Genomic DNA, 12,995 nt, shown 5'->3' on the forward strand with positions numbered 1-12,995 from the left:
ATTGATGTCGTGACCAAACCTCGCCTCTACTCCGGAATGCAGCCCTCCGCCGACTCTCTTCAGATCGGCAACTACATCGGCGCGCTCCTGCAGTGGCGGGACCTCCAGAGCTCCTACGACGCCTACTTCTCGGTGGTCGATCTGCACGCCCTCACGGTCGCGCAGGACCCGTCCGTGCTGCGTGAGAAGACGCGACGCACCGCCGCGCAGTACATCGCCGCGGGGATCGAACCGTCGCTGTCGACGCTGTACGTGCAGTCGCACGTGCGAGCGCACGCCGAGCTCGCGTGGATCCTCAGCACGATCACGGGCTTCGGCGAGGCCGGCCGGATGACCCAGTTCAAGGACAAGTCCTCCCGCTACGGGCAGGACGGCACCAGCGTGGGCCTGTTCACCTACCCGGTGCTGATGGCGGCCGACATCCTGCTCTACCAGACCGATGTGGTGCCCGTCGGCGACGACCAAAAGCAGCACGTCGAGCTGACGCGCACGCTCGCCGAGCGATTCAACTCCCGCTTCGGCGAGACGTTCACGGTGCCGATGCCCGTGATCCAGAAGGAGACGGCGCGGATCTACGACCTGCAGAACCCGACGTCGAAGATGTCGAAGTCCGCGGAGAGCGACGCCGGCGTGATCTGGATGCTGGACGAGCCCGCGAAGTCCGCGAAGAAGATCATGCGCGCCGTGACCGACAACGAGGGCTCCGTGCGTTTCGACCGGGAGAACAAGCCCGGCGTCTCCAACCTGCTCACGATCTACGCGGCGCTCACCGGCCAGCAGGTCTCCTCGATCGAGAACGAGTATGCGGGCCGCGGGTACGGAGACTTCAAGAAGGGTCTCGCCGAGGTCGTCGTGAACGAATTCGAGCCGGTGCGTGCGCGCGCGCTGGAACTGCTGGACGACCCCGCAGAGCTCGATCGCATCCTCGCGGAGAACGCCGGGAAGGCGGATGCCGTCGCCGATGCGACGCTGTCCGACGTCTACGACCGGGTCGGCCTGCTCCGTCGCATCTGAGAGCAGCGCCCTAGGATGGGGGCGTGACCGATCCGCAGCTGCCCCCGCCGTCCGGCGCCGTTCCTCCTGTTCCCCCTGCGCCGACCGGCGCGGTTCCGCCGCCTCCGGTCGCGCCGCCGTACCCTGCACCGCCGACCGGCCCCGCGTACCCGACAGCTCCTGCTGCCGAGTACGCGGTCGCGCCGACGGCGTACTCGGCCCCTCCCGGTGCCTATCAGGTACCGGTCGGCGGCTACACGCAGCAGGCAGGAGGCTACGCCGTGCCGGACGCCGCTCCGCGCAAGTCCGGGCTGCTCGGCATCCTCGCGCTGCTCTTCTCGCTGGTCGCGGCGGTGGTCACGCCCATCGTCGTGGGAGTCGCCACGTACGAGATCGGTCGCCGTATTCCCGAGGCCGCCACGCGCGTCGACGACTTCGATTCGCTCGCGTGGCTCTCCCCCGCGCGCGACCAGGTGCTGTGGGCGGAACTGGCGTTCTGGACAGGAACCATCCTCGGCATCGTGGCGATCGTCATCGGCATCCTCGCCATCGTCCGCAAGCAGGGACGTGGACAGGGCATCGCGGCGCTGATCGTCTCGGCCGTCGGCCCGGTGATCTTCTTCTTGGTGGTGCTGGTCGCACTCACGCTCGGAGGGGCGGCCGGAACCGCAGGCCTCTACAGCTGATCCCGCGCACCACGTGCCGCACTCAGCGCGGCGCGTGGTGCTTCTGCTGGGCGGCGACCAGTCCCTCGGCGACGAGGAGCTCCACGGCATCCGCAGCATCGTCGATCAGGATCGGCAGGTTCGCTCGCTCGTCTTTGCCGAACGGCGAGAGCACCCAGTCCGCGGGGTCCTGACGTCCGACCGGGCGTCCGATGCCGACGCGCACGCGCGGGAAGTCCGCGGTGGCGATGGCCCGCGCGACGTCGCGCACGCCGTTGTGACCGCCATGGCCTCCGCCGATCTTGAGCTTGACCGTGTCGAACGGGATGTCGAGCTCGTCATGCACGACCACGATCTGCTCCGGCGGCACGGAGTAGAAGCGTGCAAGAGCAGCGACCGGCGTGCCGGAGACGTTCATGAAGGTGTTGGGCTTGGCGAGCACCAGCTTGTCGGCACCGGGGCGCAACCAGGTCTCGACGACCCGCGCACCTCCCTTGTGCTCGCGGAAGCTCTCGCCGCGACGGGCGGCGAGCTCGTCCACGACCATCTGGCCGATGTTGTGACGCGTCGTCTCGTACCGGGGCCCCGGATTGCCGAGTCCGACCACGAGCCAGGTCGATGTCATGTTCTTCTCGTCCTCTCGCGCCGAGCCGTCTGCGACCCGGTCAGGATACGACAGAGGGGACGCGATCGGATCGCGTCCCCTCTGCGGTGAAACTGTCGGAGATCACTCCGCGGCGGCCTCCTCGGCTGCCTCTTCGCCTGCAGCGGCCTCGTCCTCTTCGCCGAGGTCCTGCTCGGCGGGGATCGAGATCGCGACGACGAGCACGTCGGCGTCGGTCAGCAGCGACGAGCCCTTGGGGAGGACGACGTCGGCAGCGGTGATGTGCGCGCCGTCTTCGAGACCCTCGACCGAGACCTCGATGTTCTGCGGGATGTGGGTCGCCTCGGCCTCGATCGAGATCGTGTTGGCGTCCTGGTTGACGGTCGTGCCGGCAGCCGGCTCGCCCACGACGATGATCGGCACGTCGATGGCGACCTTCTCGCCCTTCTTCACGACGAGCAGGTCGATGTGCTCGATGATCTGGTGCACGGGGTCCTTCTGGACGTCCTTGACCAGGGCGAGCTGCGGCGTGCCCTCGATGTCGAGCTCGAGCAGCGCGTTGGCGCGGCGCAGGAGCAGCGAGACCTGGTGGCCCGGCAGTGCGACGTGCACGGGCTCGGTGCCGTGACCGTAGATGACGGCGGGGATCTTGCCGGCGGCGCGCAGGCGACGGGCGAAGCCCTTGCCGAAGCTCGCGCGGAGCTCGGCGTGGACCTTGGTGTCTTCAGACATGAGGTTCTCCTTCGGAACACGCAGCGAAGGTGCCGCGCGGTGGTCTGTGAATAGCGATCTCGAACGCGGACGCGTGAGGAAAGCCACCGGGCTTGCTTCGCCGCGTCGATAACGGATGACAGCGCACGCGCTGAAGCATCCCTCGCCGAGGTACAGGCTCAATGGTACCGGATGACCCGATAGGCTGAGTACACCGTTCCCTTCTGCAGATCACGGAGACCTCATGCTCGACGGCGCCTTCCTCTCGCACGTACTCCTCTGGGTCATCGGAGCCATGACGGTGTGCGCCGCAGTGACGTCGTTCATCGCGCTCTTCTCGCTCGGCCGCTCGGGCTACCGCAAGGACTGACGCTCCGGGCTCCGTCCCCGGTCACGCCTCACCCGGCGCGCGCCTCCGTGGCCGTGCTGATGATGGATGTCGCTTCCTGGACATCCGCCGACTCGTCGACGCTGATGCCCCGCTCGTCCGCCTGCAGCGGCTCCCACGTCTGCAGCTGCGACTCGACCAGCGATGCCGGCATGAAATGGTCCCCTCTCGAGAGGACCCTCGCCTCGAGGGCCGCTCGGCTGACCGAGAGCTCTGCGAAGAACGCATCCGGCGCCTGGGCACGGATCGCGTCACGATAGGAGCGCTTGAGCGCCGAGCAGGCGATCACGATATGAGCGGCATCGCTCAGAGCAGCACCCACGACGGCGAGCCACGGCATCCGATCCGTGTCGTCGAGCGGGATCCCGGCCGCCATCTTCTCGACGTTGGTGAGCGGATGAAGGTCGTCGGCGTCGATGAATCGCGCCCCGATGCGTTCGGCGAGTGAGCGCCCGACCGTGGACTTCCCCGAGCCGCTCGGTCCCATCACGACGATCCGCATTGTCATTCCTCCATCGCTCGACGTCACACCAGCGGTGTGACAAGCTCCATTCTCGCAACCCGCACGGTGACCGTCTGACCGCGGCTCACCGGAGTCTGCGCTCGAGGCGCGCCCGTCATGACGACGTCGCCGGCACCCAGGGTCGACCAGGAGGCGACGTAGGCCAGGCAGTCGCGGATCGACATCGGCAGCTCGCGGCTGCCCGTCGTGCACATCACCACGTCGTCGACGAGCAGCTCGAGCTCGACGTCGTCGATGTCGGCATCCGTGTCGATCCAGGGCCCGAGCGGCGTGTACCCGTCGCCCGACTTCGATTCGAAGTTGCGCGGATCCCACTCCCCTCGATCAGGGCTGGAGAGGTCGTTGACCGCCGTGACGCCGAACACGAACTCGTGTGCATTCTCGGCGGTGAGACCGATCGTGGACCGTGCGATCACGACGGCGATCTCCCCCTCGGCGACGGGGGTGCCGGCGTCCCGCCTGACGTGCACCTGGGTGCCGGTGCCGACGACCGTGCGCGGGCTCTTCAGCCAGGCCTGCACCGGCGAGGGATGTCCCGGACCGTTCTGTGCGATGCCGACGACGACACGGGGATCGACCGGCGCCAGGATCGTTCCGTCGAGGGGATCTCCGGCATCCGACGGCATGCGCCCCTCCGCAGCTGCGCGGAACGGATCCTCGATGGGGACGAAACCCGCGCCGTCGAGCCTGGCGAAGCGCGGACCCGCCGGGGTCGCGACCCGAACGACGCGCATCAGATCCCCACCGTCGCCGCGGGAGGCAGCGACGCCGCGCCGCTCATCGACCGACCGCCGTGATCGACACGGTGGTCGCGAACACGTCGTCTCCGCCTTCGCCGCGCGACACCTTGATCGCGTCGTCGACGCGCGTGAGGTCACGGCGCAGGGTCTCGGGTGCGAGGAAGGTGGATGCGGTGGTGATCAGCGCGAGCACGGCCATGTAGGTCGCGAGCAGCACCCAGTTGCCGCCGGTGACGGCGATCAGGTAGGCGCCGAGGACTCCGGCGAGGCCGCCGGCGAGCACGGCGGAGATCTCGCGGGCCATCGCGACGCCGAGGTAGCGATGACGGTTGCCGAACAGCTCGGGGAGCATGGCGCACTGCGGTCCGAGCATGCTGTTCACCGCGACGCCGATGCCGACTGCGATGACGCCGATGGCGATCGCGTGGTTGCCGAGCGACAGCAGCCACCAGGCGGGGAACGTGTAGATCAGCATGAACACCGCGCCGAACCGGTAGACGGTGCGGCGGCCGAAGCGATCGGACAGATGCCCGGTGATCGGCACAGAGAAGATGCCGATCAGCGACCCGAGCGTGACTCCCCAGGTGAGCAGGCTCTTGTCGGCGGTGTCGCCGGCCACGGCCACGAAGAACGCCAGCCCCAGCGTGTTGAACATGTAGGAGCCGCCGTTCTCGGCCATCCGCAGGCCGATGCCGACGATGACGCCGGGCAGACCGTGCGTGAAGATGTCGCGGATGGGCCGTTCGGCGATCTGCTCGTGCTTCTCGAGCTCCACGAACGTCGGCGTCTCGCGCAGGCGCATGCGGATGAACAGGGCGAGGAGGATCAGCACGAACGACGCCAGGAACGGCACCCGCCAGCCCCAGCTCAGCAGCTGGTCCTCCGGCAGCAGCGTGATCAGGCTGAACACGACGGCCGCGAGCAGAGTGCCCGCCTGGATGCCGATGAACGGCAGTGCGGAGAAGAATCCGCGGCGCTTCACCGGCGCGTACTCGGCCATCAGCACGGTTGCTCCCGCCTGCTCGGCTCCGGCGCCGAACCCCTGCAGCAGTCGCATGAGCACCAGCAGGACCGGCGCCCAGAGTCCGATCGCCTCATAGGTGGGCAGCAGGCCGATGGCGGTCGATGCTCCTCCCATCAGGAGGATGGTGGCGACCAGCACCCACTTGCGTCCGAGCTTGTCGCCGAGGACGCCGAAGAACAGACCGCCGAACGGGCGGGCCAGGAAGCCGACGCCGAAGGTCGCGAACGCCGCGACGGTCGCCATCGCGGGGTCGCCCTGGGGGAAGAACAGGACGTTGAAGATCAGGGCCGTCGAGAGCCCGTACAGGGCGAAATCGAAGTACTCCAGTGCGCTGCCGATGCTCGAGGCGAGCGTCGCCCTGCGCAGGTTCGCCGCGTACTCCGGGTCATCCGGCACTGCTTCGGCGGGGGTGCTGGTCTTGGTCACTGCCATCTCCTTCGATCGGCTTCGCCAACGGCGTGAGGTTGACGATATCAGCCTGTTGGATGCAGTTCAACCCTTTGGACCGACGCTGGACGTAGCACTCTTCTCGACGGACACCTGAGCGCGCCCGGGGTCAGCGCCGGGCGGCGGCGCTGAACGGGTTCGTGAGGACGGCGGCAGCCTCACGCAGCGCGCCGCCGACACGCTCGATGCGCTCGTAGTCGGCCTCGCCCGCCCTGATCGCCACGCCGAGGGCGAGCGGCGGATCGGACGGCGCCCAGGCGCTCAGCGGCACAGCCACGCCGACGACGCCGCGCAGCGACTCCTCGGCATCGATGGACCAGCCGCGGCGTCGCGCCGCTTCGAGCACGTCCAGCAGCGCGCTCATCGTGGTGGTGCTGCGCTCGGTGAGCGCGGGGAACACGGCGTCCTCGCCCAGCAGCGCGATGACCTCGGCATCGGTCATCGCGGACAGCAGCGCGCGGCCCGTCGCCGAGAGCGGCGCCGGCAGGCGCGAGCCGAGCGGCGTTCCGAGCCGCAGCGACTGCGAGCCCTCATGACGCGCGAGGTACAGGGCGTCGGACCCGTCGAGCATGGCGACCTGCACCAGCTCGGTGTGCAGCACCGGCGACGCTTCGCAGACGCTGTAGAACTCACGCACCTGATTGAACTGCGCGGCGAAGGCGCCACCCAGCTCGGCGGTGCGCAGTCCGAGGCGATAGCCCTGCGGGGTCCGCTCGATCATGCCCCCACCCTCGAGGGCGAGACAGAGATTCGCTGTCGACGACTTCGCCAGCCCGAGATCGCCCGCGAGCTCGGTGAGCGTGCGCGGGCCTCCCGCTTCGGCGAGCAGCCCGAGCAGACGGATGCTGCGCGTCACCGCCGGCGCGGGGTCACGTCCCTCACGACTGTCGTCGTCCATGCACGGGCCTCTCTCGTGGTCAGTAGAACTCGACCGTATCGACGACTGCGCGCAGCGGCTCGCCATCCAGCAGGCGCGCCGCGTTCTCGGCGAAGCGGCGGGCGATCCGCTCCTCCTCCTTCGAGTTGAGCGCTGCCGTGTGCGGGCTGACCAGCACGCGCGGATGGGTCCACAGCGGTGACGACTCCTCGAGCGGCTCCTGCTCGAAGACATCCAGTGCCGCGAACGAGATCCGTCCATCGTCGAGCCCTGACAGCAGCGCCCCCTCGTCGATGACCGTGCCTCGGCCGACGCTGGCGATGATGACTCCGGGTTTCACCGCGGCGAGCACCTCAGCGTCGATCAGGTGGTGCGTCTGGGCGGTGCCGGGAAGCGTGACGACGATCGCATCGACGTCGGCGACGGCGGCCACGAGCTGGTCGAGTGGCACGAGCCGCTCGACGTGCTCGACCGGCTCCCCGGAGCGCGTCGTGCCCCAGACCCTCGCGCCGAGCGCGGAGAAACGGCGAGCGCACTCCGCGCCGATCCCGCCGAGGCCGACGACCAGGACGGTCATCTCGTCGACCTGACGCATCTCCCAGCGGTCAGGCCACGTGCGGCTGGACTGATCAGCCAGGAGGCGGGGCAGACCCTTGGCTCCGGCGATGATGCCGAACACCGCGAACTCCGCCAGCGGGCCGCCGTGCACACCCGCGCTCGTGGTGAAGACGACACGATCCAGCGCCGCGCGGTCCAGGCCGGCAGCCTTCACCGTGCCACCGCCGCCGGCAGCCGTGGTCATCACCCAGCGAAGGCCCGGGTTCGCACCGACGGTGCGCGCAAGCTCGGAGGCCGCGACATCGGGGATGCCGAAGAGCGCATCGGCCGAATCCACCAGCGCATCGAACGCCTCCTGCTGCTCCGGGGTGCGGACGAACTCCGGATCGCCCGACCAGTCGGCCGGTCCGCGCATCGGGGGGAGCAGCGTGTGATCGCGGATGAGCTCGATCCGCGGCTCGAGCTCCTCGATCAGTCGGCAGAGCTCCTCGCGCAACGGCACCGCCACGACGACACGCAAGCGGTTCTCGGTTCCGGCCATGTTGATCCCTTCCTCGGGAAGTCGATGGGTGCCACTCTAACCCAGATCCATCTAGCTGAACCCTGTCCGCTGGGTTGGATCTTTGCTACCGTGACACCATGAATGCCTCAACCGCCGACGTCGGCGTCATCGGTCTCGGCGTCATGGGTCGCCCCATGGCCGATCATCTCCTGGCCGCCCGCGGTCACCTCGTGATCCACGCGCGTCGTCCCCAACCGGAACTCGTCGCTGCAGGAGCGACCTGGGCGGAGACGCCACGCGCGCTCGCCTCCAGCGTAGACGTCCTGCTGGTGATGCTCCCCGATCTTCCTCAGCTCGAGGAGCTGCTCGACGGGCCGGACGGCCTGCTCGCAGGTTCGGGCGAGCTGCTGATCCTGATCGGCTCCACCTCCTCCGCACCGGCTGTGCGCCGACTGGCGGAACGCCTGCACGTTCAGACCGAGGGGCGCGTGCGCATCGTGGACTGCCCGGTGTCGGGCGGGGAGGATGGCGCGATCGCCGGAACGCTGTCGATCATGCTCGGGGGCGCGGACGACGACGCCGCGATCGCCGCCGAAGTGCTCGCGTCGTGCGGCTCCCCTGTCCACCTCGGCCCCCTGGGTGCCGGTGAGGTCGCCAAGGCCTGCAATCAGCTCGTGGTGTCGGCGACCATCCTCGCCCTGGGAGAGGCCACCGTGCTCGCCGAGCGGTCGGGACTGGACCTGGACGCGCTCTGGTCGCTGCTCGGCGGCGGCTACGCCGGCTCCCGCCTGCTCGACTCGCGCAGGGAGAAGCTCGTCTCGGGCGACGACTCCCCCAGCGGGATCGCGCAGTACATGGTGAAGGACCTCGGATTCGCCGCGGACATCGCGGACGCCACCGGGACGGCGGCGATCCTGCTCCCCACCCTCCGCGCGGCCTTCGACGAGATCGTCGCGGACGGCCTCGGCGACCGCGACATCAGCGTCACGCGCCGCTTCGTCGCAAACCGTGACACAGCGGCGCACTGACCCCGCACACAGCGATACGCTGAAAGCAACCCTTCTTCACGATCGAGGAGCCATCTGTGCCCGAAGCATCAGCGAACATCGGAGTCGTCGGACTCGCCGTCATGGGGTCGAACCTCGCCCGCAACCTCGCCAGCCGCGAGGGGAACACCGTGGCGATCTTCAACCGCAGTTTCGAGAAGACGCAGTCGCTTCTCGACGCGCACCCGGAGGCCGGGTTCGTGCCCGCGTCGTCGTATCAGGAGTTCGCGGACAGTCTGCAGAAGCCGCGCACCGCGATCATCATGGTCAAGGCCGGTGGCCCCACCGACGCCGTGATCGACTCGCTGGTCGAGGTGTTCGAGCCCGGTGACATCATCGTCGACGGCGGCAACGCCTACTTCCCCGACACGATCCGCCGCGAGAAGGCCGTGCGTGAGACGGGGATCAACTTCGTCGGCGCCGGAATCTCCGGTGGTGAAGAGGGTGCCCTGCTGGGCCCGTCCATCATGCCCGGCGGCTCGGACGAGTCCTGGGTCACGCTCGGCCCGATCCTGAAGTCCATCGCCGCGGTCGCCGAGGGCGAGCCCTGTGTCACGCACGTCGGCCACGACGGCGCAGGACATTTCGTGAAGATGGTGCACAACGGCATCGAGTACGCCGACATGCAGCTGATCGCCGAGGCGTACGACCTGATCCGTCGCGGCACCGGCAAGACCCCCGCCGAGATCGCGGAGATCTTCGCCGAGTGGAACCGCGGCGAGCTGGAATCGTACCTGATCGAGATCACCGCCGAGGTGCTCCGCCAGGTCGACGCCGACACGGGCAAGCCGCTGGTCGATGTGATCCTCGACCAGGCCGGCGCCAAGGGCACCGGCGCCTGGACGGTGCAGACCGCGCTCGCCCTCGGCGTCCCGGTCTCCGGTATCGCCGAAGCCACCTTCGCCCGCTCGCTGTCCTCCCACCCGGAACAGCGTGCCGTCGCCGGATCTCTCCCCGGCCCTGACGAGGCCTTCACGGTCGCCGACCCGGACGCGTTCATCGAGGACGTGCGCCTGGCGCTGTACGCATCGAAGATCGTCGCGTACTCGCAGGGCTTCGACGAGATCCGTGCCGGCGCCGCCGAGTACGACTGGAACATCGACCTCGGCGCCATCTCCAAGATCTGGCGCGGCGGATGCATCATCCGCGCCCAGTTCCTCAACCGCATCGCCGACGCGTACGCTGCCGAGCCCGCACTGCCCGTGCTGCTCACCGCCCCGTACTTCACCGAAGCGATCACCCGCGCACAGGCCGCCTGGCGCCGCGTCGTCATCGCCGCGGCAGCCGCCGGCATCCCCGCCCCCGCGTTCTCCTCCTCGCTGTCGTACTACGACGGCATCCGCGCCGACCGGCTCCCCGCCGCACTCGTGCAGGGACAGCGCGACTTCTTCGGTGCACACACCTACAAGCGCATCGACAAGCCCGGAACCTTCCACACCCAGTGGTCCGGCGACCGCACCGAGATCGAAGCAGAAGACACCCACTGACGCCGTCACGGACAGCATGAAGGGGGCCCGGCCGATGCCGGGCCCCCTTTGTGATCCGTGATGCCGTTCAGCGCGTGATGTCCTGCACCGTCCCCTTCGAGAGCCGGAGGCGGCGTGTGGCACGACGGGCGACCGCCGAATCGTGGGTCACCACGATCATCGTGATGCCCTCGGCGCACAGCGACTGGAGCAGCGCGAGGATCTCGTCACGCATGCTCTCGTCGAGGTTGCCCGTCGGTTCATCCGCGAGCAGCACGCGCGGTCGCTTCACGATCGCCCGTGCGATCGCCACGCGCTGCTGCTGTCCACCGGAGAGCTCGGTGGGAAGGTGGTCGCCGCGATCCTCGAGCCCGACGTGCGCGAGCGCCTCGGTCACCCGCCGCAGCCGCTCCGCCCTGTCGAGCCTCATCGGCTCCAGAGCCATGTTCACGTTCTCCGCGGCCGTGAGGGTGGGGATGAGGTTGAACCCCTGGAAGACGAAGCCGATCTCCTCGGCTCGGATACGCCCGAGCTCCTTCGCCGAAGCGGTCGCGAGCTCCCTGCCGTTGAGCAGGAGCGAGCCCGTCGACGGAGAATCGAGAGCACCGAGCAGCTGCAGCAGCGTCGATTTCCCTCCCCCGGTCGGCCCCTGGATCGTGACGAACTCCCCTGGCATGATCTCCAGATCCACACCGGTCAGAGCCTTCACCGTGCGTCCCTTCTGCGCGTACGTGCGGGTCACGCCCGTCGCGCGGTACAGCGGCCGGTTCTCTTCTGTCATCGGCGCCGTCTGCGCCAGGTCTGCGATGGTCATGTCTGTCTCCTTGAAATCGAATTGTCCGAGGTGTCGAGCGGCCGGAGCACTCAGGCGACCGACCGGAGCGCCTCTGCCGGGCTGAGTCGCGCCGCGCGCCACCCGCCGAACGCGCCGGCGATCAGTCCGCCGAGCACGGCGAGCCCGACGGCTGCGACCAGCACCCACGGAGTGAACGGCGCCTGCAGGACGATGTCCGCCGCCTGGGTGGCCTGGGACATCGGACCCCCTGCGCCGCCCATGGGACCGCCGCTCATTCCCCCGGGGCCGGTCTGCCCCGTGCTCGCGGTAGATGCCGCCACGGTCGGGCGGATGATGTTGATCGCCACGATGCCCGCGATGCCGAGCACGAGTCCGACGGCGCCGCCGATCAGGCCCTGCACCATGGATTCTCCGGCCACCTGACGCACGACGCGACCGTTCGACCAGCCGATCGCCTTGAGCGTTCCGAACTCCCGGGTCCGTCGTCCGACGCCGGAGAGCGTGAGCAGCACGGACAGGAGCACGGCGACCGCGAGAACGATGATCGAGAGCCAGGTACCGAGGTTCGTGATGAGGGACGTGGCACTGGAGAGCGAGCCGGAGACGGTGGATGCGAGTTCGGCCTCGGAGGTGACGGTCGCATCGGGCAGCTCGTCGGCGAGCGCCGCCTGAACGGAGTCGATCGAGGCCGCAGAGTCCGCCTGCACGTAGACCGTGGAGATGACGTCCTCGACACCCGCGAGCTGTTGCGCCGTGTCGAGAGGGAGGTAGACGTTCGCCGCGGTGTCGGCGGTGCCGGACGTGGAGGTCAGGATGCCGACGACCTCGACATCGGACCCGGCGACGTCGATGGTGTCACCGACAGCGATCTCGTTGGTCGTGGCGTAGGTGCTGTCGACGAGGGCGACGAGGGCGCCGCTGTCGTCGCTGTCGAACGCACGGCCGTCGCTGACCTCGACGGAGGCGAGCGGGCCGATGGCCGTCGCTGCGGGATCGATGCCGAGCACCGAGAACGAGTCGACGTCGAAGGCGCCGCCACCGGCGCCGTCCGCTCCGCCGGCGGGCGGCGCCTGGCCTTCTGCCGGCATGCCGCCTTCTGCGCCATCCTGCGGGCCGAAGCCGCCGCTGGGGAGCTCGCCGGAGAACGTGGAGTTCGTGAGGCTCAACGCCCCGGTCGCGGCAGCCACCCCGTCGGTGGAGGCCACGGTGTCGAGCACGGAGGCGTCGAGCGTGCCCCGCATGAAGTCGGTGCTGAGCCTCGACTGGTTCAGCGTGGTGGTGTCGCCGTCGGTCTCTCCGGAGTCCGCGTCGAACTCGAACCGCGGGCCACCGCCCTCCCCCGGCTCGGTGGCGGCGCCGGTGACGGTGAGGTCGGTGCCGACGCCGTACACGGATTCCAGGGCCTGCGCCTGGGCATCCCGCACACCGGCGGTGAGCGCGTTCACGATGATCACGAGGGCGATCGCGATCGCCAATCCGATCGCGACGATCATGGTCTGCTTCTTGCGGCCGGCGAGTTCGCGCCGCAGATATGTTCCGTACATCTCTCTCCTTCTGCCGCGGACATCGCGGGGCGAGATCGACGTTAAGGAGCGCTGCTATGCGGATTCGAGGGGCGGATGATGAGAAGACTATGGACGCGCGACGGCTCCGTC

Annotated in this window: 14 protein-coding genes; 5 read left to right on the forward strand and 9 right to left on the reverse strand. The window is 68.9% G+C overall.

The window, feature by feature from the left end:
• Positions 1-9: 9 nt before the first annotated feature.
• Together trpS and ACIOVG_RS15115 are read left to right on the forward strand one after the other, a co-directional pair.
• Entirely contained in the window at positions 10-1,014 is a 1,005-nt protein-coding gene (gene trpS / locus ACIOVG_RS15110; protein ID WP_400875125.1) for a tryptophan--tRNA ligase, read from the forward strand.
• Between the two features lie 23 nt (positions 1,015-1,037).
• Positions 1,038-1,679 carry a hypothetical protein gene (locus ACIOVG_RS15115; protein WP_400875128.1) on the forward strand — a complete coding sequence of 214 codons (642 nt, stop codon included), beginning with the start codon at positions 1,038-1,040 and terminating at the stop codon, positions 1,677-1,679.
• A 22-nt stretch (positions 1,680-1,701) separates the two neighbouring features.
• On the opposite strand, the gene pth is transcribed toward ACIOVG_RS15115, so the two are convergent.
• Both pth and ACIOVG_RS15125 read right to left on the reverse strand, forming a co-directional pair.
• Complete coding sequence (gene pth / locus ACIOVG_RS15120) at positions 1,702-2,283, reverse strand: aminoacyl-tRNA hydrolase (protein ID WP_400875131.1); 582 nt, start codon at positions 2,281-2,283, stop codon at positions 1,702-1,704.
• A gap of 102 nt (positions 2,284-2,385) precedes the next feature.
• The gene (locus ACIOVG_RS15125) at positions 2,386-2,994 is read right to left on the reverse strand and encodes a 50S ribosomal protein L25/general stress protein Ctc (protein WP_400875134.1); all 609 of its coding nucleotides are present in this window, start codon (positions 2,992-2,994) and stop codon (positions 2,386-2,388) included.
• Between the two features lie 223 nt (positions 2,995-3,217).
• Here ACIOVG_RS15125 and ACIOVG_RS15130 point away from each other — a divergent pair, with 223 nt between their 5' ends.
• Entirely contained in the window at positions 3,218-3,343 is a 126-nt protein-coding gene (locus tag ACIOVG_RS15130) for a hypothetical protein (protein ID WP_267901898.1), read from the forward strand.
• A gap of 28 nt (positions 3,344-3,371) precedes the next feature.
• On the opposite strand, the gene ACIOVG_RS15135 is transcribed toward ACIOVG_RS15130, so the two are convergent.
• The 5 genes from ACIOVG_RS15135 to ACIOVG_RS15155 form a co-directional block, all read right to left on the reverse strand.
• Positions 3,372-3,869: a gluconokinase gene (locus tag ACIOVG_RS15135; protein ID WP_400875138.1), complete on the reverse strand. Its 498-nt coding sequence runs from the start codon at positions 3,867-3,869 to the stop codon at positions 3,372-3,374.
• 17 nt (positions 3,870-3,886) lie between these two features.
• Positions 3,887-4,618, reverse strand: a complete 732-nt coding sequence (locus ACIOVG_RS15140) for a fumarylacetoacetate hydrolase family protein (protein ID WP_400875141.1) — start codon at positions 4,616-4,618, stop codon at positions 3,887-3,889.
• A 43-nt stretch (positions 4,619-4,661) separates the two neighbouring features.
• A complete protein-coding gene (locus ACIOVG_RS15145) occupies positions 4,662-6,080 on the reverse strand; it encodes an MFS transporter (protein WP_400875144.1) in 1,419 nt (472 codons plus the stop codon).
• Between the two features lie 124 nt (positions 6,081-6,204).
• The gene (locus tag ACIOVG_RS15150) at positions 6,205-6,993 is read right to left on the reverse strand and encodes an IclR family transcriptional regulator (protein ID WP_400875147.1); all 789 of its coding nucleotides are present in this window, start codon (positions 6,991-6,993) and stop codon (positions 6,205-6,207) included.
• A 19-nt stretch (positions 6,994-7,012) separates the two neighbouring features.
• Positions 7,013-8,071, reverse strand: coding sequence for a D-2-hydroxyacid dehydrogenase (locus tag ACIOVG_RS15155; RefSeq protein WP_400875150.1), 1,059 nt, complete (start codon positions 8,069-8,071; stop codon positions 7,013-7,015).
• A gap of 98 nt (positions 8,072-8,169) precedes the next feature.
• Here ACIOVG_RS15155 and ACIOVG_RS15160 point away from each other — a divergent pair, with 98 nt between their 5' ends.
• Entirely contained in the window at positions 8,170-9,060 is an 891-nt protein-coding gene (locus ACIOVG_RS15160; RefSeq protein WP_400875153.1) for an NAD(P)-dependent oxidoreductase, read from the forward strand.
• 56 nt (positions 9,061-9,116) lie between these two features.
• On the forward strand, positions 9,117-10,565 hold the full coding sequence (gene gndA, locus ACIOVG_RS15165; RefSeq protein WP_400875155.1) for an NADP-dependent phosphogluconate dehydrogenase: 1,449 nt from the start codon (positions 9,117-9,119) through the stop codon (positions 10,563-10,565).
• 67 nt (positions 10,566-10,632) lie between these two features.
• On the opposite strand, the gene ACIOVG_RS15170 is transcribed toward gndA, so the two are convergent.
• A complete protein-coding gene (locus tag ACIOVG_RS15170) occupies positions 10,633-11,358 on the reverse strand; it encodes an ABC transporter ATP-binding protein (RefSeq protein ID WP_400875158.1) in 726 nt (241 codons plus the stop codon).
• 50 nt (positions 11,359-11,408) lie between these two features.
• Positions 11,409-12,884: an ABC transporter permease gene (locus ACIOVG_RS15175; RefSeq protein WP_400875161.1), complete on the reverse strand. Its 1,476-nt coding sequence runs from the start codon at positions 12,882-12,884 to the stop codon at positions 11,409-11,411.
• Positions 12,885-12,995 lie beyond the last annotated feature (111 nt).

Source organism: Microbacterium sp. NPDC087591 (assembly GCF_044743625.1).
GTDB lineage: Bacteria > Actinomycetota > Actinomycetes > Actinomycetales > Microbacteriaceae > Microbacterium.